This window comes from Stenotrophomonas sp. YJH_SMC_127 (genome assembly GCF_059372445.1).
The window spans coordinates 24,144-43,644 of the sequence record NZ_JCAFVO010000006.1; the positions used below are offsets into that span (position 1 = coordinate 24,144).

Annotated in this window: 16 protein-coding genes; 10 read left to right on the forward strand and 6 right to left on the reverse strand. The window is 67.7% G+C overall.

Annotated elements, in window-relative coordinates; all coding sequences use genetic code 11:
* Positions 1-20: 20 nt before the first annotated feature.
* From AC5QAB_RS14775 to AC5QAB_RS14805, 7 genes are all read left to right on the forward strand, one after another.
* Positions 21-3,125 carry an efflux RND transporter permease subunit gene (locus tag AC5QAB_RS14775; protein ID WP_495233479.1) on the forward strand — a complete coding sequence of 1,035 codons (3,105 nt, stop codon included), beginning with the start codon at positions 21-23 and terminating at the stop codon, positions 3,123-3,125.
* A gap of 188 nt (positions 3,126-3,313) precedes the next feature.
* Entirely contained in the window at positions 3,314-5,491 is a 2,178-nt protein-coding gene (gene yccS / locus AC5QAB_RS14780; RefSeq protein ID WP_014648650.1) for a YccS family putative transporter, read from the forward strand.
* Positions 5,492-5,633: 142 nt separating this feature from the next.
* Positions 5,634-6,428: an SDR family NAD(P)-dependent oxidoreductase gene (locus tag AC5QAB_RS14785; RefSeq protein ID WP_014648651.1), complete on the forward strand. Its 795-nt coding sequence runs from the start codon at positions 5,634-5,636 to the stop codon at positions 6,426-6,428.
* Between the two features lie 98 nt (positions 6,429-6,526).
* Complete coding sequence (locus AC5QAB_RS14790; RefSeq protein WP_495233480.1) at positions 6,527-8,416, forward strand: MFS transporter; 1,890 nt, start codon at positions 6,527-6,529, stop codon at positions 8,414-8,416.
* 221 nt (positions 8,417-8,637) lie between these two features.
* Positions 8,638-8,925, forward strand: a complete 288-nt coding sequence (locus AC5QAB_RS14795) for a CD225/dispanin family protein (RefSeq protein WP_005419784.1) — start codon at positions 8,638-8,640, stop codon at positions 8,923-8,925.
* A 34-nt stretch (positions 8,926-8,959) separates the two neighbouring features.
* Positions 8,960-9,238, forward strand: coding sequence for a CD225/dispanin family protein (locus tag AC5QAB_RS14800; protein WP_014648653.1), 279 nt, complete (start codon positions 8,960-8,962; stop codon positions 9,236-9,238).
* Between the two features lie 44 nt (positions 9,239-9,282).
* Positions 9,283-9,708 carry a DUF2752 domain-containing protein gene (locus tag AC5QAB_RS14805; protein WP_197561964.1) on the forward strand — a complete coding sequence of 142 codons (426 nt, stop codon included), beginning with the start codon at positions 9,283-9,285 and terminating at the stop codon, positions 9,706-9,708.
* A 547-nt stretch (positions 9,709-10,255) separates the two neighbouring features.
* Here AC5QAB_RS14805 and ampE read toward each other — a convergent pair.
* From ampE to AC5QAB_RS14830, 5 genes are all read right to left on the reverse strand, one after another.
* On the reverse strand, positions 10,256-11,143 hold the full coding sequence (ampE, locus tag AC5QAB_RS14810; RefSeq protein ID WP_014648654.1) for a regulatory signaling modulator protein AmpE: 888 nt from the start codon (positions 11,141-11,143) through the stop codon (positions 10,256-10,258).
* 134 nt (positions 11,144-11,277) lie between these two features.
* A complete protein-coding gene (nudC, locus tag AC5QAB_RS14815; protein ID WP_049407841.1) occupies positions 11,278-12,183 on the reverse strand; it encodes an NAD(+) diphosphatase in 906 nt (301 codons plus the stop codon).
* A gap of 153 nt (positions 12,184-12,336) precedes the next feature.
* Positions 12,337-12,729, reverse strand: a complete 393-nt coding sequence (gene erpA, locus AC5QAB_RS14820; RefSeq protein WP_005419789.1) for an iron-sulfur cluster insertion protein ErpA — start codon at positions 12,727-12,729, stop codon at positions 12,337-12,339.
* Positions 12,730-12,760: 31 nt separating this feature from the next.
* Positions 12,761-13,225 carry a bactofilin family protein gene (locus AC5QAB_RS14825; RefSeq protein ID WP_032956754.1) on the reverse strand — a complete coding sequence of 155 codons (465 nt, stop codon included), beginning with the start codon at positions 13,223-13,225 and terminating at the stop codon, positions 12,761-12,763.
* A gap of 4 nt (positions 13,226-13,229) precedes the next feature.
* Positions 13,230-13,973: a DUF6776 family protein gene (locus tag AC5QAB_RS14830; RefSeq protein WP_495233481.1), complete on the reverse strand. Its 744-nt coding sequence runs from the start codon at positions 13,971-13,973 to the stop codon at positions 13,230-13,232.
* 179 nt (positions 13,974-14,152) lie between these two features.
* Here AC5QAB_RS14830 and AC5QAB_RS14835 point away from each other — a divergent pair, with 179 nt between their 5' ends.
* Genes AC5QAB_RS14835 through AC5QAB_RS14845 form a run of 3 tightly spaced genes read left to right on the forward strand, consistent with a single transcriptional unit; the run spans position 14,153 to position 18,946 of the window.
* A complete protein-coding gene (locus AC5QAB_RS14835; RefSeq protein ID WP_049407839.1) occupies positions 14,153-14,770 on the forward strand; it encodes a DUF4126 domain-containing protein in 618 nt (205 codons plus the stop codon).
* Positions 14,771-14,814: 44 nt separating this feature from the next.
* Positions 14,815-16,704, forward strand: a complete 1,890-nt coding sequence (locus AC5QAB_RS14840; protein WP_134967083.1) for an EAL domain-containing protein — start codon at positions 14,815-14,817, stop codon at positions 16,702-16,704.
* Between the two features lies 1 nt (position 16,705).
* On the forward strand, positions 16,706-18,946 hold the full coding sequence (locus tag AC5QAB_RS14845; RefSeq protein WP_495233482.1) for an ATP-binding protein: 2,241 nt from the start codon (positions 16,706-16,708) through the stop codon (positions 18,944-18,946).
* Between the two features lies 1 nt (position 18,947).
* Here the strand turns inward: AC5QAB_RS14845 and bfr are convergent, their stop codons facing one another.
* Positions 18,948-19,418, reverse strand: coding sequence for a bacterioferritin (gene bfr / locus AC5QAB_RS14850; protein ID WP_005419804.1), 471 nt, complete (start codon positions 19,416-19,418; stop codon positions 18,948-18,950).
* Positions 19,419-19,501 lie beyond the last annotated feature (83 nt).

Below are 19,501 nucleotides of genomic sequence, written 5' to 3' on the forward strand. Positions count from 1 at the left end.
CTGCTGCAAGGGGCCGCACGATGAACCTGTCCGGCCCCTTCATCCGCCGCCCGATCGGCACCGCGCTGCTGGCCATCGGCCTGTTCATGGTCGGCCTGATCTGCTACCTGCGCCTGGGCGTATCGGCACTGCCGAACATCGAGATCCCGGTGATCTTCGTGCATGCCAGCCAGTCCGGCGCCGATGCGGCGACCATGGCCTCCACGGTTACCGCGCCGCTGGAACGCCATCTCGGCCAGCTGCCGGGCATCGACCGCATGCGCTCGTCGAGCTCGGAAGGCAGCTCGCTGGTGTTCATGATCTTCCAGAGCGGCCACAACATCGACTCGGCCGCGCTGGACGTGCAGACGGCGATCAACTCGGCCCAGGCCGACCTGCCCTCGGGCATGGGGTCGCCGATGTACCAGAAGGCGAACCCGAACGACGACCCGGTCATCGCCATCGCGTTGACCTCGCAGACGCAGTCGGCCGATGAGCTGTACAACGTCGCCGATTCGCTGCTGGCGCAGCGCATCCGCCAGATCAGTGGCGTCGCCTCGGTCGACATCGCCGGCGCGTCGACGCCAGCGGTGCGCGTGGACGTCAACCTGCGCCTGATGAACGCGCTGGGCCTGACCGCCGATGACCTGCGCAATGCGGTGCGCGCGGCCAACGTGACCTCGCCCACCGGCTTCCTCAGCGACGGCAACACCACAACCGCGATCATCGCCAACGATTCGGTGGCGCGTGCGGCCGACTTCGCCGATCTGGTGGTCAAGACCCAGGGCGATGGCCGGGTGATCCGCCTGAAGGACATCGCCAATGTCTACGACGGCCAGCAGGATGCCTACCAGGCCGCGTGGTTCGACCACAAACCGGCGGTGGTGATGTACGTGTTCACCCGTGCCGGCGCCAACATCGTGGAGACCGTGGACCGGGTCAAGGCGCAGATCCCGACCCTGCGCGACTACCTGCAGCCCGGCACCACGATGACGCCGTACTTCGACCGTACGCCGACCATCCGCTCGTCGCTGCATGAAGTGCAGATCACGTTGCTGATCAGCCTGGCGATGGTGGTGCTGACCATGGCGCTGTTCCTGCGCCGGCTGGCACCGACGCTGATCGCCGCAGTGACCGTACCGCTGTCGCTGGCCGGTGCCGCGCTGGTGATGTACGTGATGGGCTTCACCCTGAACAACCTGAGCCTGCTGGCGCTGGTGATCGCGATCGGCTTCGTCGTGGACGATGCGATCGTGGTGATCGAGAACATCATGCGCCACCTCGATGAGGGCATGCCGCGCATGCAGGCGGCGCTGACCGGTGCGCGCGAGATCGGCTTCACCATTGTCTCGATCACCGCCTCGCTGGTCGCGGTGTTCATCCCGCTGCTGTTCGCCAGCGGCATGATGGGCGCGTTCTTCCGCGAGTTCACCGTCACCCTGGTGGCGGCCATCGTGGTCTCGATGATCGTTTCGCTGACGTTGACCCCGGCGCTGTGCAGCCGCTTCCTCAGCGCCCATGACCACAGCGCGCCGCCGTCGCGCTTCGGACGCTGGCTGGATGCCGGCCACGAGCGCATGCTGCGCATCTACACCGTGTTCCTGGACTTCTCGCTGCGCCACGCGCTGCTGCTGTCGCTGACGCCGCTGATCCTGATCGGCGTCACCATCTTCCTGTTCGGGGCGGTGAAGAAGGGCGCGTTCCCGCCGCAGGACACCGGCCTGATCTGGGGCCGCGCCAATTCCAGCGCCACCGTCTCCTTCGAGGACATGGTCGCCCGCCAGCGTCGCATCACCGACATGCTGATGGCCGACCCGGCAGTGAAAACCGTGGGTGTGCGCCTCGGCAGCGGCCGTCAGGGCTCCAGTGCACAGTTCAACATCGAGCTGAAGTCACGCAGCGACGGTCGCCGCGAAACCACCGCACATGCGTTGGCGCGACTCAGTGCCAAGGCCGATCGCTACCCCGACCTGCAGTTGCGCCTGCGCGCGATCCAGGACCTGCCCAGCAACGATGGCGGCGGTTCCAGCCAGGGCGCGCAGTACCGCATTTCCCTGCAGGGCAACGACCTGGCTGCTTTGCAGGAATGGCTGCCCAAGCTGCAGGCGGAACTGAAGAAGAACCCGAAGCTGCGTGACGTCGGCACCGACGTGGACAATGCCGGACTGCGCCAGAACATCCAGATCGACCGCGCCAAGGCCGCGCGCCTGGGCATCACTGTCGGCGCCATCGACGGCGCGCTGTACGGTGCGTTCGGCCAGCGCCAGATCTCCACCATCTATTCGGACATCAACCAGTACAGCGTGGTGGTCAACGCCCTGCCCTCGCAGACCGCCACCCCGGCGGCGCTGGATGAGGTGTACGTGCGTGCGCGCAACGGCGACATGGTGCCGATCACCGCGGTGGCCACGCAGATGCCCGGCCTGGCCCCCTCGCAGATCACCCACGAGAACCAGTACACGACGATGGACCTCAGCTACAACCTGGCTCCGAACGTGAGCATGGGTGAGGCCAAGGCGATCATCGATGCCACCGTCGCCGGCATGCGCATGCCTGGCGACATCCGCCTGGCCGACGATGCGGGCTTCGGCTTCAATTCAGATCCCAGCGACATGCTGATCCTGGTGTTTGCCGCGATCCTGACCGTCTACCTGGTGCTGGGCATGCTCTACGAGAGCCTGATCCACCCGGTCACCATCCTGTCCACGCTGCCGGCGGCGGGCGTGGGCGCGCTGCTGGCGTTGTTCGGCACCAACACCGAACTGTCGGTGATCTCGATGATCGCGCTGGTTCTGCTGATCGGCATCGTCAAGAAGAACGCCATCATGATGATCGACTTCGCATTGGTGGCGCAGCGCGAGCATGGGCTGGCGCCGCGCGACGCCGCACGCGAGGCCAGCATCGTGCGCTTCCGCCCGATCATGATGACCACGATGGTCGCGATCCTGGCCGCCGTGCCGCTGGCGATCGGCCTGGGTGAAGGGTCGGAGCTGCGCCGCCCGCTGGGCATCGCGATGATCGGCGGCCTGCTGTTCTCGCAGAGCCTGACCCTGCTCAGCACGCCGGCGCTGTACGTGATCTTCTCGTGCCTGGCCGAGCGTTGGCGCGCACGCCGCGCACGCAGGCGCGAAGCCAAGCTGCTCTAGCGCGCGCAGCGGGCGTAGAAGGGCCCATCCACGCGCGGCGTGGATCTATGGGTAGAGCCGGCCGCTGGCCGGCTTTCTCCGTACCGCAAATCTGCCGGCCAGCGGCCGGCACTACCGGATTCCTGCGCGGGCTGTCCCCTTCACCCCACACCCGCAATAATGGTCGGAGACCCTTCCGCCGAGCCTGCATGTCCGCCCGACAATCCCGCCTCAGCCGCCTGTGGGCCCACGAGAAGGCCAGTTACGGCCTGCGGGTGTTCATCGCCCTGACCGCGGCGCTGGCGGTGTGCTGGCAGCTGGATGCGCTGACCGCCTTGCCCGGCGTGTTCCTCGGCATCATCGCCAGTGCCATCGCCGAAACCGATGACAACTGGTGGGGCCGGACCAAGGCGGTGGCGCTGTCGCTGTTGTGCTTCTGCATTGCCGCAGCATCGGTCATCTGGCTGTTCCCGTGGCCGTGGATCTTCATCGGCGCGCTGGCGCTGTCCACCTTCGGCCTGACCCTGCTCGGCGCGCTCGGCGAGCGCTATGCGTCCATTGCCCAGGCCACGGTGACGCTGGCGATCTACACCATGATCGGCCTGGAACAGCACGGTGCCAGCGACCTGCACAGTGCGCTGGAAGCGGTCAGCCACCTGCTGGCCGGTGCGGTCTGGTACGGCCTGCTGTCGATCCTGTGGACCGCGCTGTTCGCCAACCGGCCGGTCCGCGAGCGGGTGGCGCGACTGTACGTTGAGCTGGGCCGCTACCTGCAGCTGAAGGCCGCGCTGTTCGAGCCGGTGCGCGAAGCCGACCTGCAACGTCGCCAGCTCGACCTGGCCGAACAGAACCGCCGCGTGGTCGGCGCGCTGAACGAGGCCAAGACCGCGATCCTGGCCCGCTTCGGCCGCTCCGGCCGACCCGGCGTGAACTCCGGCCTTTACCTGCGCCTGTACTACATGGCGCAGGATTTCCACGAGCGCGCCAGTTCCTCGCATTACCCGTACGGCGCGCTGGTGGACGCGTTCTTCCACAGCGACGTGCTGTACCGCTGCCAGCGCCTGCTTGACCTGCAGGGACAGGCCTGTGCCCGCCTGGGCGAGGCAATCCGGCTGCGCCGTCCGTTCGTGTACGGCGAAGGCAACCAGCAGGCCGGGCGCGACCTGGCCGATGCGCTGGCCTACCTGCGCGACCAGCAGCGGCCGCAATGGCAGCGCCTGCTGGGCTCGCTGGACCTGCTGGTGCACAACCTGCGCAGCATCGAACGGCGCCTGCTGGATGCCGAGCGCTCCGAAGCCAGCCTGGACAACGTCGATACCCGCCTGCGCGACAGCAACCCACACACCCTGCGCGAGATGGGCGTGCGCATCCGCCAGCAGCTTACGCCCGGCTCGGTGCTGTTCCGGCATGGGCTGCGCATGGCGCTGGCGCTGATCGCCGGCTTTGCAGCGATCCGCCTGTTCAATGCGCAGAACGGTTCGTGGGTACTGCTGACCATCGTGTTCGTGTGCCGGCCCAACTTCGGCGCCACCCGCCAACGCCTGGCCCAGCGCATCGTCGGTACCCTGGCCGGACTGGTGCTGACCTGGGCGCTGCTGCAGCTGTTCCCGCAGCTGCACGTGCAGCTGCTGATCGCCTTGCTCTCTGCACTTCTGTTCTTCTTCACCCGCACCGACCGCTACCTGGTGGCGTCGGCGGCGATCACGGTGATGGCACTGACCTGCTTCAACCTGATCGGCGACGGCTTCGTGCTGATCGTGCCGCGCATGGTCGATACGGTGCTGGGTTGCGCGATCGCAGCGGCGGCCGCGTTCCTGGTCCTGCCCGACTGGCAGGGCCGGCAGCTGCATCTCGTCCTGGCACGCGTGCTGGACACTGCGGCTCGCTACCTGGATTCGGTGCTGGGCCAGTACCGCAGCGGCATGCGCGACGACCTGGCCTACCGCATCGCGCGGCGCGACATGCACAATGCCGATGCCGCGCTGTCCACCGCACTGTCGAACATGCTGCGTGAGCCCGGCCATGTGCGCCGCAATCTGGATGCCGGCTTCCGCTTCCTGGCGCTGTCCAACACACTGCTGGGACACCTGTCGGCGCTGGGCGCGCATCGCGACCAGGTGGACAGCTATGCGGGCGACCCGCTGGCATTGGCGGCCGGCGAGCGCGTGCGCAAGGCACTGCAGCAACTGGCCTCGGCGCTGACCGCACGGCAACCGGTCGCCGACGATGACAACGACGCCGACCGCGCGGTGGCCGCCGAGCTGGAGCAGATCGACGAGGCGATGCCGCCGAAACTGCAGCTGATCCGCACGCAGATGGCGCTGGTGCTGCGAATGCTGCCGAAGGTGCGGGCAGCGGCCAATGAAGCGGTGACCAGCCTGACCTGACTCCTCATCGCTGATCGGAGATCCCACCCACGCGTGGCATGGGTCAATTGCGCCGTGTGCAACGGCGCGTTGCGCCTGGCGCTGCGGTTCGATCACGCGGCCGCGCGGATACTGGGCAATCCCCCCGCTCCGGACTATCGCCATGAAAATCGAGCTCAGTGGCCGCACCGCGCTGGTCACCGCCTCCACCGCCGGCATCGGCCGGGCCATCGCCCAAGGACTGGCCAGCGCTGGTGCGCGTGTCATTCTCAATGGCCGCAGCACCGACAGCGTCGAGCGCGCCCGCCGGCACCTGCTCGCCACCGTGCCGGGAGCCGACGTGCTCGGCGTCGCCGCCGATCTCTCTGATGCAGCCGGTGTCGAAACACTGTTGGCCGGCCTGCCCAAGGTCGACATCCTGGTCAACAACGCCGGCATCTTCGGCCCACAGGACTTCTTCGAGACCGATGACGCGACCTGGGAGCGCTACTGGCAGACCAACGTGATGTCCGGCGTGCGCCTGTCGCGTGCGCTGCTACCGGCAATGGTCGATGCCGGCTGGGGCCGCGTGCTGTTCATTTCCTCCGAATCAGCGCGCAACATTCCCGCCGACATGATCCATTACGGGGTCAGCAAGACCGCGCAGCTGTCGTTGTCGCGCGGCCTGGCCAAGCGCGTGGCCGGCAGTGGCGTCACCGTCAACGCGGTGCTGCCCGGCCCGACCCTCTCCGATGGTTTTGCGGCGATGTTCGAGGATGAACGCCAGCGCAGCGGCAAGCCGCTGGAGCAGATCGGCCGTGAGTTCGTGATGGCGCACCGGCCGTCCTCGGTGATCCAGCGCACCGCCACGGTCGAGGAAGTGGCCAACATGGTGGTCTACCTGGCCTCGCCGCAGGCCTCGGCAACCTCGGGTGCGGCGCTGCGCGTGGATGGCGGCGTGGTCGACGATATCGTCTGAGAGTGCTGGCAGGTGTGCGGACCAACGGTCCGCACCCACAGGTCCGCATCCACAGCAGAGGGGAAGGAATGCTAGGCTGCGCCGGTCAAGGAGGTTCCATGTCCGGTCACAACCAGTTCGCCCTGCTGCGCCAGCGCCGTTTCCTGCCGTTCTTCGTGGTCCAGGCGCTCGGTGCGTTCAACGACAACGTGTACCGGCAGGCGATCATCAGCATGTTGCTGTTCATGGCTGTGCCGGAGGAAGAACTGGGGTTGTACGCCACCCTGGCACCGGCCATCTTCATCCTGCCATATTTCCTGTTCTCGGCGCTGGCCGGGCAGATCGCCGACAAACTGGAAAAATCGCGACTGATCGTGATCACCACCACCATGGAGATCGTGATCATGTCGCTGGCGGCCACCGGCTTCCTCACCCAGAGCCTGCCGGTGCTGCTGGTCGCGCTGTTCTGCACCGGCATGCAGTCCACCCTGTTCGGCCCGGTGAAGTACTCAGTGCTGCCGTCGGTGCTCAGGCCAGAAGAGCTGACCGGCGGCAACGGCCTGGTCGAGATGGGCACCTCAATGTCGATCCTCTCCGGCATGATCGTCGGCGGCCTGATGTTCACCGTGGCTGGCAGTCACGGCACGGTGGTGGCCGCGTGCGCGATCATCGCCCTGGCGATCTGCGGCAACATTGCCGCCCGCCTGATTCCCAAGGTCGATGCCGGCGACCCGAACCTGAAGATCAACTGGAACCCGTTGCCGGAATCGCTGGCGGTGCTGCGCATGGCGCGCCAGCAGAAAGCCGTACGCAACTCGATCCTGGGCGTGTCCTGGTTCTGGTTCGTCGGCACCGTGCTGACCTCGCAGTTGCCGGCGTATGCGGTGACCAACCTGGGCGGCCAGCCGACCCTGTACATCTTCGCGCTGGCCCTGTTCTCGGTGGGCACCGGCGTCGGCTCGCTGCTGTGCGAGAAGCTGTCAGCACGTACGGTGGAAATCGGCCTGGTACCGCTGGGCGCGTTCGGCATGACCGCGTTCCTGCTCGACCTGTACTTCGCCCGCAGCGGCGAAGCGACAGTGCACGGGCTGACCATCGGGCCGTTCCTGCAGCAGCCCGGCAGCATCCGCATCGTCATCGACCTGATCGGCATCGGCCTGTTCACCGGCATCTTCGTGGTGCCGCTGTTCGCACTGATCCAGAGCCGCACGCCGAAGGCGCAGATGTCGCGCGTGTTCGCCGCACTGAACATCCAGAACTCGGGCTTCATCGTCGCTGCGGCGCTGCTGTCGCTGGCCGCCCACAAGCTGCTGCACTGGACCATTCCGCAGCAGTTCCTGGCGCTGGCCATCGCCAACGCCCTGGTGGCGATCTACATCTTCACCATCGTCCCCGAATTCCTGATGCGCTTCCTCAGCTGGCTGATGGTGCGCACCCTGTACCGGCTGCGCCCGCACGGCATCGAGGCCAACGTGCCGGACGAAGGCGCCGCACTGCTGGTCTGCAACCACGTCAGCTACATGGACGCGCTGATCCTGTCGGCGACCATCCCGCGCCCGGTGCGCTTCGTCATGTACTACAAGATCTTCAACATCCCGGTGATGCGCTGGATCTTCCGGACCGCCAAGGCGATCCCGATTGCCGGGGCGCGCGAAGACCCGGCGCTGATGCAGCGTGCGTTCGATGAGATCGACGCGGCGCTGGCCGAAGGCGAACTGGTCTGCATCTTCCCCGAGGGCGCGCTGACCCGCGACGGGCAGATGGCGCCGTTCAAGTCCGGCGTCGAGAAGATCCTCGAGCGGCGGCCGGTGCCGGTGGTGCCGATGGCGCTGCGCGGCATGTGGTCGAGCATGTGGAGCCGCCGCGACAGCCGCCTTGGCCGCATGCGGGTGCCGCGTCGTTTCCGCGCCACGGTCGAGGTGGTGGCGGCACCGGCCGTGGATGGCCGCACCACCAGCGCCCCGGTGCTGGAGGCCCAGGTGCGGGCCCTGCGTGGTGATCACGCCTGATCGACCGCACGGACACGGGTAGACCGTCCCAGCGACAAGCCCCCATCCTCGCCCTCCGATGCATCGCAGAGGTCCGTCAGATGCGTCAGATCAAGGGCCATACCGGCCAGTATCTGACTGTAACCGCATACATGCAGCGCGGGTTGAGGTAGATTACGCACCCACAGGGGGGAGGTTCGGCCGTTTCATCATGGCCGGCCACCAAGGAATGGAGTCTTGCTTTGAATCAACCGCCACCGCTCAGCCGTCCGGTCTACATCCCCAACCATCTGGTCTGGGCGATCCTGACGACGCTGTTCTGCTGCCTGCCGTTGGGCGTGGTGTCGATCGTCTATGCCTCCCAGGTCGATGGCCGCCGCGCCGCCGGCGACCTGCCGGGGGCCTACAGTGCGTCGCGCAAGGCGGGCTGGTGGGCGGTGGCTTCGGCCGTGGCCCTGCCGGTCCTGTTGCTGTTGTGGTTCGGGCTGTTCGGCGGCTTGGCCGTACTGGGCGCTCTTTCCGACCAATGATTCACCACCACCACCCATCAAGGAGCTTGAACCCATGAACACCGCCACTCCGCAGGTCCCGAACAATCTGGTCTGGGCCATCCTGAGCACCCTGTTCTGCTGCCTGCCGGCCGGCATCGTGTCGATCGTCTACGCCGCGCAGGTCAACGGCAAGCTGGCCGCTGGCGACATCGCCGGTGCCCAGGACTCCGCCGCCAAGGCCAAGAAGTGGGCGATCTGGTCGGCCATCGCCGCCGTCGTGGTCGGCGTGCTGTACGGCATCCTGATCGTCGCTGTCGGCGGCATGGGTGCAATGAACAACAGCGGCTACTGATCCGCGTGGACGGATCCGGCGCCTGCGCCGGATCCGTTGCTGCAATGTCCGCACTTCCCGCCCGCTCCCGATTCGCCCGCTGGGCACCGCTGCTGGCCGCCACCGGCCTGGCCGCCGGTGCCGCGGTGGTGCTGCGCAACGTCAATCCGTATGTCGCCGGCAATCCTTTGCCGAGCTGCCCGCTGTACGCGCTGACAGGCCTGTACTGCCCGGGCTGTGGCAGCACCCGCTGCCTGTATTCACTGGTCCATTTCGACCTGCCCGGCGCGATGGCGATGAACCCGCTGCTGGTCATCAGCCTGCCGTTCCTGCTGCTGATGCTGCTGAACGTCGCCGGCATCCGGCCGCGCGTGCTCGACCCGCTCATGCGGGTACTGGCCAATCCCATGTTCTGGCTCTGGGTCCTGCCCGGGTATGCGCTGCTGCGCAACCTGCCTTGGGCACCGTTCACCGCACTGGCACCGATCTAGGTTTTCCAGCCAACGGCGCAGCCCCTCGCGGTGGGCGACGTTTGAAGGCAAAAGCCCTGGGGTTGGCCGGACGGGATGGGTTTGCGGGGGACGCCGTGAATCCGTCCGTGGAGGCTTGGCCGCGGCATCCATGCCGCGGACACCCCCGCAAACCCATCCCGCCCGGCCACGGACAGTTTCCGTGTGCGTCCACCACGGAAAAGAAAGAGAAGATCAAAAACAGAAGCGGATCGCTTCGCTCTGTATCCACGCATGGCGTGGATCGACCGTGTCGACCAAGGTCGACACCCACCGGCAGTCGCGGTTGACCCACCGTCACCGGGAAACTGTCGGGGGTGGGGCGGTGTGGGGCAGCAGGACCGTTGGCGCCATGGATGGCGCCATCGAGCCCCCAGGGACGGGTTTACGGCGTGTCCTGCAGCCCCACACCGCCCCGCCCAACCCTCAGCAATCCAGAGCCGCTTTGGCTTTGGCTTTGGCTTTGGCTTTGGCTTTGGCTTTGGCTTTGGCTTCTGCAGGTGCAGGGCTGCAAGCCCTGCAACAGCAACTACGTCACCCAGCCTGCAATCACCAGCAGGGCGAGGACCGCCAGCCACAGCAGCAGCATCCGCCACACCAGGCTCATCGCATCACGCAGGTCCGGCAACCGCTGCCACACCGGCAGCAACCCTGCCTCGGTGTAATCGTGCGCATCCTCACGCAGCTCGGCGTTGACGCTGGCCCGCGCCACCGCGCCAAGGAACCCGATGTTGCCGGCCAGGCGTTCGCCATGGGCCTGGCGCCAGGCCTTCCACGCCGTATCGAAATTGCCCACCAGCGCCATCGAGAAGGCCATCAGCTGCGCCACCGGCCACTCGATCCAGCCCAGCAGGCGCTGCGCCAGCGCCAGCGGCTCCACCGGCACGCGTGCGCGCATCGGGCTCTCCGCCATCAGCGCCAGCAGCCGGTAACCGAGCGCGCCAGCCGGGCCCAGCAACAGGAACCAGAACAGCACCGCGAACCAGCGCCGCAGTGCGTTGAGCACCGTCGCCTCGACCAGTGACGGAATGTCCTCGCGCAGGCTGCCGCCGGCCGACTGCAGGTTGCGCACTGCAGCCTGCCGCGTCGCCGCATCATCGGCATCGATAATGGCCTCGATATCGCGGTCCAGGTCACGCGGGCCCCAGCACCAGGCCAGCACCGCCACGCCCAGCAGCAGCGACGGCAGGCCGAACAGCACCCCGCGCAACAGCCACGCCAGCAGCACCATCAGCAACAGCGGCGGCAGCAGTGCCAAGGCAACGCCGGCCGGTCCCTGCCAGGCCTTGCCACCACGCGCATCCAGCCAGCCCAGCCAACGCCGGAAACCGTCGAAACGGCGCAGCGAGGCAGCAGCGGCCGGAGCAACATGGCCCAGGGCCAGTGCCACCAGCACGGCGGCCAGAGTGGTGAACATGGCAGGTCTCCCTACAAAACAGAACGCTCGGCGCCGCTACCTTACCTGTCGCAGCGGCGCCCTCCGCGATGACCCGCACTGTAACCCGGGCCGTGTTCAGGTGGCGGCAATGCAATCGCCCCAGCCGGCCCGGCTCAGCCCTCCTGCTGCCGGTACCAATGCTCGATCAGGCCGCGCGAAATCGAGATCGGCGGCGACAGGCGGATACCCTGGCCATCGTCCTCCACGTCGCGCGCCAGTGCCGCGCCGACCTCGTCGGCACTGAACCAGCGCGCGTCTTCCAGCTCACCGTCCACGGTCGGCAGGTCATCCTGCGCCTGTGCGCGGAAGCCAACCATCAGCGCACCCGGGAATGGCCAGGGCTGCGAACCGAGGTACTGGCAGGCCGTCACCCGCACCTTGCTCTCTTCATGGACTTCCCGCACCACGGTCTGCTCGAAGGTCTCGCCGGGTTCGACGAAGCCGGCCAGCACCGAGTAGCGACGCGGGGCCCAGTTCGACTGCCGGCCCAGCAGCAGCCGGCCCTGGTTTTCCACGGCGACGATCACCGCCGGGTCGACACGCGGGTAGTGTTCGGTGGAACACTGCCCGCAGCGGCCGACGAAGCCACCACGGGCAAACGCCACGGCGCCGCCGCACACGCCGCAGAAGCGGGTGCGCGAGTGCCAGTACGACATGCCGCGGGCATAGCTGAAGGCGGTCGCATCGGCCATCGACCACAGCAGCGCGGCCTGGCGCAGATCAAGCCGGCGTGGTGCGCTGATGGTGACGTTGGTGGCTTCAACCGAGAACCACGCCTGCTCTCCGCGCAGGCCGAGGAAGATCGCGGCACCCGGGCCGCCGCCGATGTCGGCGCCGGTCAGCGCCAGTGGCTGATCGTCATCGCCGGTGAAGGCGCTGCCGTCCTGATCGAGCACGAGAATGCGCGCGCCCGGCCACAGGCGCGCCAGTGCATCGGCATCTTCGCGCAGGGCATCGGCGCGCTCCAGCGGTTCACCCACGAAGGCGAAACCGGAAAGCGGCGAAGGAGTATTGGGCATCCTGCAAGCGTGCCGCCAATCGATGCGGGTGGCAAGGTCGGCGCTGTGCGCAATCTGCCGTTGTGGATGCAGGAAGGTTCATCCACGCATGGCGTGGATCTACCCGCTCTGGCAGGTGCCAACCCTGGTTGGCACATTCCGGCCACAGGCCTTTTACATGCTGAAGCTGCTGCCGCAGCCGCAGGTGGTCTTTGCGTTCGGGTTGCGGATCACGAACTGGGCACCGGTCAGGCTCTCGGTGTAGTCCACCTCGGCGCCCATCAGGTACTGCAGGCTCAGCGGGTCGACCAGCAGGGTCACCCCGCTGGTCTGTACCGCCAGGTCATCCTCGGCACGGTTCTCGTCGAACTCGAACCCGTACTGGAAGCCCGAACAGCCGCCGCCCTCGATGTACACACGCAGGGCCAGGTCGGGGTTGCCCTCTTCCTGGATCAGGGATTTGACCTTGGCGGCCGCCGACTCGGTGAAGTTCAGCGGGCGCTCCAGCGATTGGTAATCGGGCGCGGCAACCGGGGTGGCGCCGGGCAGGGAGACTAGCGTGCTCATGGTGCCAGCATGGGGGTGCCGGGGATGGCTTTCAAGCCATCGCCTCGGCCAGCTTGCGGCGTGCGGCGGTGTCGCCCTTGCCGCCATTGGCCTCATCGCCTTCCGGCGCCGGCAGGGCCGCCATCGGGGCGCTGGCATGGATCAGGCGGCCGTTCAGCTGGGCGCCCGCATTCATCTCCACCACCTGGTAATGGACGTTGCCATTGACCCGTGCGCTGGGGGTCAGCTCGACCTTCTCGGTGGCGTGTACATCGCCGTCCAGACGGCCGCTGATGACCACCACCTGGGCCCGGATCTCACCCTCGATCACGCCATGCTCGGCGACCGTCAGGGTCGCGCCGCTGGCGCCTTCGGTGGCGATCACCTTGCCGTGGATGCGACCTTCCACATACAGGCCACCACTGAATTCCACATCGCCGCGGATCACCACCTGGTTGCCGATCAGGGCATCCACCACCAGCTGGCCTTCACGGTTGGATTTGCTGCTTCCGAACATCTGCCTACTCCCCTTTGCCGGCCGGCGCACCGGCCTGTTTCCAGTCGAATACCTGGGTGGTACCCCCCGTACCACTCCCCAATGTCACCCGCACGCGTTGCGGGGTGAAGTCAGCCGGCAGCATCACGCTGCCGGTGAGCTGCTGGAAGTACCGGAACGAGTAATCCTGTCCCGGCACCTTGCTGCGCTGGTGCAGATCATCCCAGCTGATCGTGGCCAGCTTGCCGTTCTTCACGCCTTCCACGGTGAAGCGCATCTGCCCCTGGCTGATGGCGCCGCGGTTGAGGTTCTGGGTCAGCACGGCGGTGTACTGCCAGGTGCCGGCCGCTTCCGGGCTGAACTCGATCGAATGGGTGTTCAGGCCCTTGCGCTGGCTGGTCGAACCCACCAGGCGCTCATAGAAGGCAACGTCGGCGCGCAGGCCGGCGATTTCCTCATCGCGCTCGGCCAGCGAGGACTGCACCTCGTTATTGGCGGCGCGGCTGATGCGGTCGGAGGCTTCCAGCGTGGCCTGCTTCTGGCGCAGCTCGGTCAGCTGCGCCTGCAGCGTCTCGGCGCGCTTCTCGGCAGCCTGCAGGCGCTGGCCCTGGGCATCGCGTGGCGTGGCCATCCAGCAGCCACCCAGCACCGCCAGCACCAGGCTGAGCAGCCAGATGCCGCCGATCACCAGTAGGCGGCGACGGTCGGCCGGCGGTTGCGGCGCGCCGGGCAGGCGTACCTGCACGCGCATGGGAGGACGGTTGGTCATGGGTGGTTTCCGGGGTATCGCGAGGGCGACACCGGTACGGCCCCTGTGGCAAACGACGGGCTAGTGTATGACAGGACGGGTGGGTTTCCTGCGCCGTGGCCGGCCACGGTCTGTGGCGTTCAGGCATGCCATCGTCGATAGTGTGGTCCCCTGCACAGTTCCGTCGCCGGAGCATCGCCATGACCGAAGCCCACCTGTTCGTGATCGGCATCCTGCTGGCCTGGCTGGCCGGCATCCGCGTCTACCTCACCGTGTTCGGCGTCGGCCTTGCCGGCCTGCTCGGCTGGGTCGACCTGCCGCCCGCTCTGCAGGCCACCGAATCCTGGTGGGTGCTGGGCACGTCGGCGGCGCTGGCCATCGCCGAGTTCTTCGCCGACAAGATTCCCGGCGTGGACTCGGTCTGGGACCTGGTGCAGACGCTCGCACGCGTGCCGGCCGGCGCGTTCCTCGCAGCGGCTACCCTGTCGCCGGACGGTCAGCTCGGCGCCGGCGCACTCGCCGCCGGTGCCGGCGTCGCCCTCGCCAGCCACGGCCTGAAGGCCGGTACCCGCGCGCTGCTCAATACCTCGCCGGAACCGGCCAGCAACTGGGTCGCCTCCGCCGCCGAGGACACCGTGGTAGTCGGTGGCCTGGCGCTGGCCCTGGCACACCCGTGGATCGCGCTGATCGTGGTGCTGGCCTGCAGCCTGGCCGGCGCGCTGCTGGTGTGGCTGGTCTGGCGCGCGCTGTGGAAGGGCGTGCGCTGGCTGGCGCGCGGTGCATCGGCAGCACCGCCGGGGCACAGCAGTACCGGTTGAGCACCGGGCTTGTCGCATAATGGACGCGAACACCAGGAGCACCGATGGCCGCAAACGAATCCCCCGCGGGCGCCCGCCCGGGACGCGCTGAAACCCCTCCGGCCGATCATTGGCAGCGCTGGGCGCCCGAGGCGGCAGGCCCCGCTGTGGCCGCACCGACGGTTGCGACCCCGCCGCCCATCGCGACCGATGCCCCGGCGCCGGTCAACAGCGCACCGCCGCCGCTGCCCGGCCCGATCGCACTGGCCGAAGCCGGCAACAACGATCTGGCCCCGCCGCCCTCGGACTCGCCCTACCGCGTGCTGATCGTTGAAGACGATCGCGCCCAGGCGCTGTTCGCGCAGAGCGTGCTGCACGGCGCCGGCATGCAGGCGATCGTGCACAGCGATGCCGATGCCGCGCTGCAGGCGATCAAGGAGCACCGCCCCGACCTGATCCTGATGGATCTGCACCTGCCCGGGCTGGACGGCATGCGCCTGACCGCGCTGATCCGCCAGCAGCCCGGCCTGCAGCTGCTGCCGATCGTGTTCCTCAGCGGCGATCCGGATCCAGAGCGCCAGTTCGAAGTGCTCGACAGCGGCGCCGACGACTACCTGAGCAAGCCGATCCGGCCGCGCCACTTGATCGCAGCGGTGGCCAACCGCATCCGCCGCGCGCGTGCCCAGGCCGCGACCCTGCCGGGCGCCACCGGCGCACCGGCCACCAGCAATCCGGAAACCGGCCTGCCGACGCGCCACCATGTGCTGCAGCAGCTCAACACCGCACTCGCCCACCGCGACCGGGGCGGCGTGTTCTTCATCGAAGTGGCCAGTGCGCTGGGCCTGCGCGAACGCTATGGCTATGCCGCGTTTGAACGGCTGATGGTGCAGGCCGGGCAGCGCCTGGCCGAAGCCGGCCATCCGCACCTGCTGGCGCGGCTGAACGACAACAGCTTCCTGCTGCTGGCCCGCAACGCCGACGAGGACGCCCTCGAAGGCATCGCCGCGAGCCTGCGCGAGCAGCTGTCGGCCCGCGCCTTCGTGATCCGCGACGACGAATCCGTGCATCTGCGCGGCGTGGTCGGCTATGCGCCGCTGTCGCCGGGCTTCGAGGATGCCAGCAGTGCGCTGGAAGCGGTTGAGCGCACCACCCTGCAGGCGCGCCTGCTCAGCGCCGGCGTGGCGGGCCATGTGCATCGCCAGGCGGTCACCGAACAGGAACACCTGGCGCTGCTGGAGGGCCAGCTGGAACTGGCCTACCAGCCGATCGTCGCCGTGGCAGGCGGCAACACCGCGCAATACCAGTTGCTGCTGCGCCTGCGCCAGGCCGATGGCACGGTGCTGGCGGCCGGCCAGGTGATCCCCGCCGCGGAAGCCGCCGGGCGCATCGCCGACCTCGACCAGCAGGTGATGGACCACGCACTGGGCCTGCTGGATCTGTACCGGCACGCAACGCAGCCGCTGAGCCTGTTCGTCTCGCAGTCGCTGCGCACCCTGCAGCGCGATGCCTTCGCCGACTGGCTGCTGGAATCACTGCAGCAGCGTGACCTGCCCGGCAGTGCGCTGGTGATCGACGTGCGCCTGCCCGACGCACTGATCCACACCGTGCCGCTGCAGCAGTTCTGCCAGCGCATGGCCAGCGCGGGGGTGCGCTTCTGCCTGAGCCAGTTCGAACCCAGCGGCGAGGCCGATGCACTGCTGACCCAGCTGCCGCTGTCGTTCGTGCGCATGGCTGCGCGCTTCTCCAGCAGCCACTCCAATCCGGCCACGCGCGAGGAACTGCGCAAGACGATCGAACAGGCCCATGCCGCCGGACTGCAGATCATCGGCCAGCAGATCGAGGATCCGCAGGCTGCAGCGGCGATGTGGGTAGGCGGAGTCGACTACATCCAGGGCAACATGGTGCAGTCGGCCGGCAGCGACCTGAACTTCGACTTCCACAACGCGGTGCTCTGACGTGCCGCTGTGGGGCGTGCTGCTGGTTGCCCTTGCTGCGGCCGCCATCGCGCTGCTGCTGTTGGGCCTGCGCCTGCGCGCGCGCAACCATGCGCTGGCCCAGCTGCAGCGCACGCACAGTGCGCTGGCCGCCGAACGCGACCAGCTTCGCCATACCACCGAACGCCAGGGCCAGCTGGAACAACAGCTGCTGCAGGCCAAGCAGGCCGCCGAGGCGGCCGTGCTGGCCAAGGGCGAGTTCCTGGCCACGATGAGCCACGAGATCCGCACCCCGCTCAACGGCATCCTGCCGATGCTGGAGCTGATCGCACGCGGGCCGCTGGGCGAAGACCAGCGGCAGATGCTGGCCACCGCCTCGGCCAGTTCGCAACAGCTGCTGCGCATCGTCGACGACATCCTCGACTACTCCCGGCTGGAAGCGCAGGCGCTGGAACTGGAGATCACCAGCTTCAACCTGCGCGACCTGCTCGATGGCGTGGTACAGCTGATGCAGCGGGCCGCCGACGCCAAGGGCCTGGCCCTGGGCCTGCAACTGGATCCATCGGTGCGCCTGCCGGTGCGCGGCGACCCGGTGCGCCTGCGCCAGGTGCTGAGCAACCTGCTGGCCAACGCCATCAAGTTCACCGCCCGCGGCCAGGTGCAGCTGCGCGTGCTGCGCCTGGGTGAAAGTGCCGCGCAGCACCAGCTGCGCTTCGAGATCATCGATACCGGCATCGGCATCGACGACGCGCTGCAGGCACGCCTGTTCCAGTCCTTCAGCCAGGCCGACGCATCCACCACCCGCATCTATGGCGGCACCGGCCTGGGCCTGGCCATCTGCAAGCGCATCATCGACCTGATGCACGGGCACATCGGCGTGCACTCCACGCCGGGCCAGGGCGCAACCTTCTGGTTCGAGATCCCGCTGCTGAAGGTCGCTGGCGACCTGCCGGCGATGGCGCGCGCACCGGCACCGCTGCTGCTGTTCAGTGCCGATGCAACGCTGCAGGCACGTATCGAGCGCATCGCCGCCCACCATGGGCTGCAGGTGCAGGTGCTGGCACAGCTGGATGCCGTGGTCGAGCGCCTGCGCGCTCCCGCGCGGCCCGGACAACCGGCACCGGCATGGCTGCTGGTCGATGCCCGCGCACGCCGCAACGGTGAGGCCACGCTGCAGCTGGCGCTGAGTGAACGTGGTGACGACGATGCGCTGCAGGTGCTGTGGCTGCAGGAGGGCGCACTTCCACAACGCCAGCGCCAGCGCCAGCTGCCCCCGCACTTCGACGATGCGGCCCTGCATGCACTGCTGGCTGCACCGGTCGCCCCCGCCCGCCCCGCTGCGCTGCTGGCCAGCGCGGACAACGAGCAACCGGCTGCCACGCTGCCGCCGTTGCATCTGCGTGTGCTGCTGGTGGAGGACAATACGGTCAACCGGATGGTCGCCGAACAACTGCTGCGCGTGTTCCAGTGCGAAGTGCGCAACGCCGCCGATGGCGAGCAGGCGCTGGCCGCCCTCCGCGAAGGCGGCGTGGACATCGTGTTGATGGATTGCCAGATGCCGGTGCTGGACGGCTACGCCGCCACGCGCCGCTGGCGCGCCGAAGAAGTGGAGACCGGGCGCGCGCGCCTGCCGATCATCGCCATGACCGCCAACGCCATGGCCGGTGACCGCGAGCGCTGCCTGCAGGCGGGCATGGACGATTACCTGTCCAAGCCGATCGCGCGCGCCACGCTGCATGCGCTGCTGCTGCGTTGGGGTGGCGGCAAAGCTGCATCACCTGGACAACTTTCTGCGGAGCCGTCCGTAGAGCCGAGCCATGCTCGGCTGACGGCCAGTTGCACTCCCACTCCATCAGCCGAGCATGGCGCGGCTCTACAGGAGACGACAAGCCAAGCCGCGCCGAAACCGGTGATCGACCGCGACGTGCTGGATGAACTGCACACCGTGATCGGCGACGCTGCCACCCAGATCGTCATGGTCTTTCTTGAAGATGCGCCGGTGATGGTGCAGCAGTTGCAGCTGGCCGCGCAGAACGGCGATGAGCTGCGCTTGCAGGCCACAGCGCACAGCCTGAAGTCATCGAGTGCAAACGTCGGCGCATTGTCGCTGTCGGCGATCGCGCAGCGGATCGAGCACGAAGCCCGTAGTGGCAGCCTGCAGCGCCCCGCGGTGGCGGTGGCGCTGCTGGTTGCGGAATTCGCCCGGGCGCGTGTTGCACTGACGGGCTACCTGGCACAGCACCGCGCCGGCCAGGGCGGCTGACTCACTCTTCCAGCTTGCTCAGCAGGTACTTCGGCTCGCCGATACGCTCGATCAGGTCCAGCTGGGTTTCCAGCCAGTCGATGTGCTCCTCTTCCGAATCGAGGATCTTCACGAACAGCTGGCGGCTGACGTAGTCGCCAACCGAATCGGAATAGGCCACGGCCTCGCGCAGGGTGACCACGCCATCGCGTTCCAGCGACAGGTCGCACTGCAGGATCTCGGTCGGGTTCTCGCCGATGCGCAGCTTGCCCAACGCCTGGAAATTCGGCAGGCCTTCAAGGAACAGGATGCGGTCGGCGAGCATGTCGGCATGCTTCATCTCGTCGATCGATTCCTTGTACTCGTGTTCGGCCAGTTCCTTGATGCCCCAGTTCTTCAGCATCTTGGCGTGCAGGAAGTACTGGTTGATCGCGGTCAGCTCGTTGTAGAGGACCTTGTTGAGGAATTCGATGACCTTGGTGTCGCCCTTCATGGGGGTGCTCCTGCACGCTGAAAACGCAGGCACTTTAACGCCTCGCGTGCGCTCGTGAAGGAACGCGAATCGTGCGCATTGGC

What these genes read in the sequence shown, in the direction of transcription:
- AC5QAB_RS14790 (WP_495233480.1), top strand. Translation starts at nt 6,527, where the DNA reads ATGTCCGGTCACAACCAGTTCGCCCTGCTGCGCCAGCGCCGTTTCCTG.
- erpA (WP_005419789.1), bottom strand. Translation starts at nt 12,729, where the DNA reads ATGAGCACGCTAGTCTCCCTGCCCGGCGCCACCCCGGTTGCCGCGCCC.
- bfr (WP_005419804.1), bottom strand. Translation starts at nt 19,418, where the DNA reads ATGAAGGGCGACACCAAGGTCATCGAATTCCTCAACAAGGTCCTCTAC.
- AC5QAB_RS14835 (WP_049407839.1), top strand. Translation starts at nt 14,153, where the DNA reads ATGACCGAAGCCCACCTGTTCGTGATCGGCATCCTGCTGGCCTGGCTG.
- AC5QAB_RS14830 (WP_495233481.1), bottom strand. Translation starts at nt 13,973, where the DNA reads ATGACCAACCGTCCTCCCATGCGCGTGCAGGTACGCCTGCCCGGCGCG.
- AC5QAB_RS14805 (WP_197561964.1), top strand. Translation starts at nt 9,283, where the DNA reads ATGTCCGCACTTCCCGCCCGCTCCCGATTCGCCCGCTGGGCACCGCTG.
- ampE (WP_014648654.1), bottom strand. Translation starts at nt 11,143, where the DNA reads ATGTTCACCACTCTGGCCGCCGTGCTGGTGGCACTGGCCCTGGGCCAT.
- AC5QAB_RS14825 (WP_032956754.1), bottom strand. Translation starts at nt 13,225, where the DNA reads ATGTTCGGAAGCAGCAAATCCAACCGTGAAGGCCAGCTGGTGGTGGAT.
- AC5QAB_RS14785 (WP_014648651.1), top strand. Translation starts at nt 5,634, where the DNA reads ATGAAAATCGAGCTCAGTGGCCGCACCGCGCTGGTCACCGCCTCCACC.
- AC5QAB_RS14800 (WP_014648653.1), top strand. Translation starts at nt 8,960, where the DNA reads ATGAACACCGCCACTCCGCAGGTCCCGAACAATCTGGTCTGGGCCATC.
- AC5QAB_RS14840 (WP_134967083.1), top strand. Translation starts at nt 14,815, where the DNA reads ATGGCCGCAAACGAATCCCCCGCGGGCGCCCGCCCGGGACGCGCTGAA.
- nudC (WP_049407841.1), bottom strand. Translation starts at nt 12,183, where the DNA reads ATGCCCAATACTCCTTCGCCGCTTTCCGGTTTCGCCTTCGTGGGTGAA.
- yccS (WP_014648650.1), top strand. Translation starts at nt 3,314, where the DNA reads ATGTCCGCCCGACAATCCCGCCTCAGCCGCCTGTGGGCCCACGAGAAG.
- AC5QAB_RS14775 (WP_495233479.1), top strand. Translation starts at nt 21, where the DNA reads ATGAACCTGTCCGGCCCCTTCATCCGCCGCCCGATCGGCACCGCGCTG.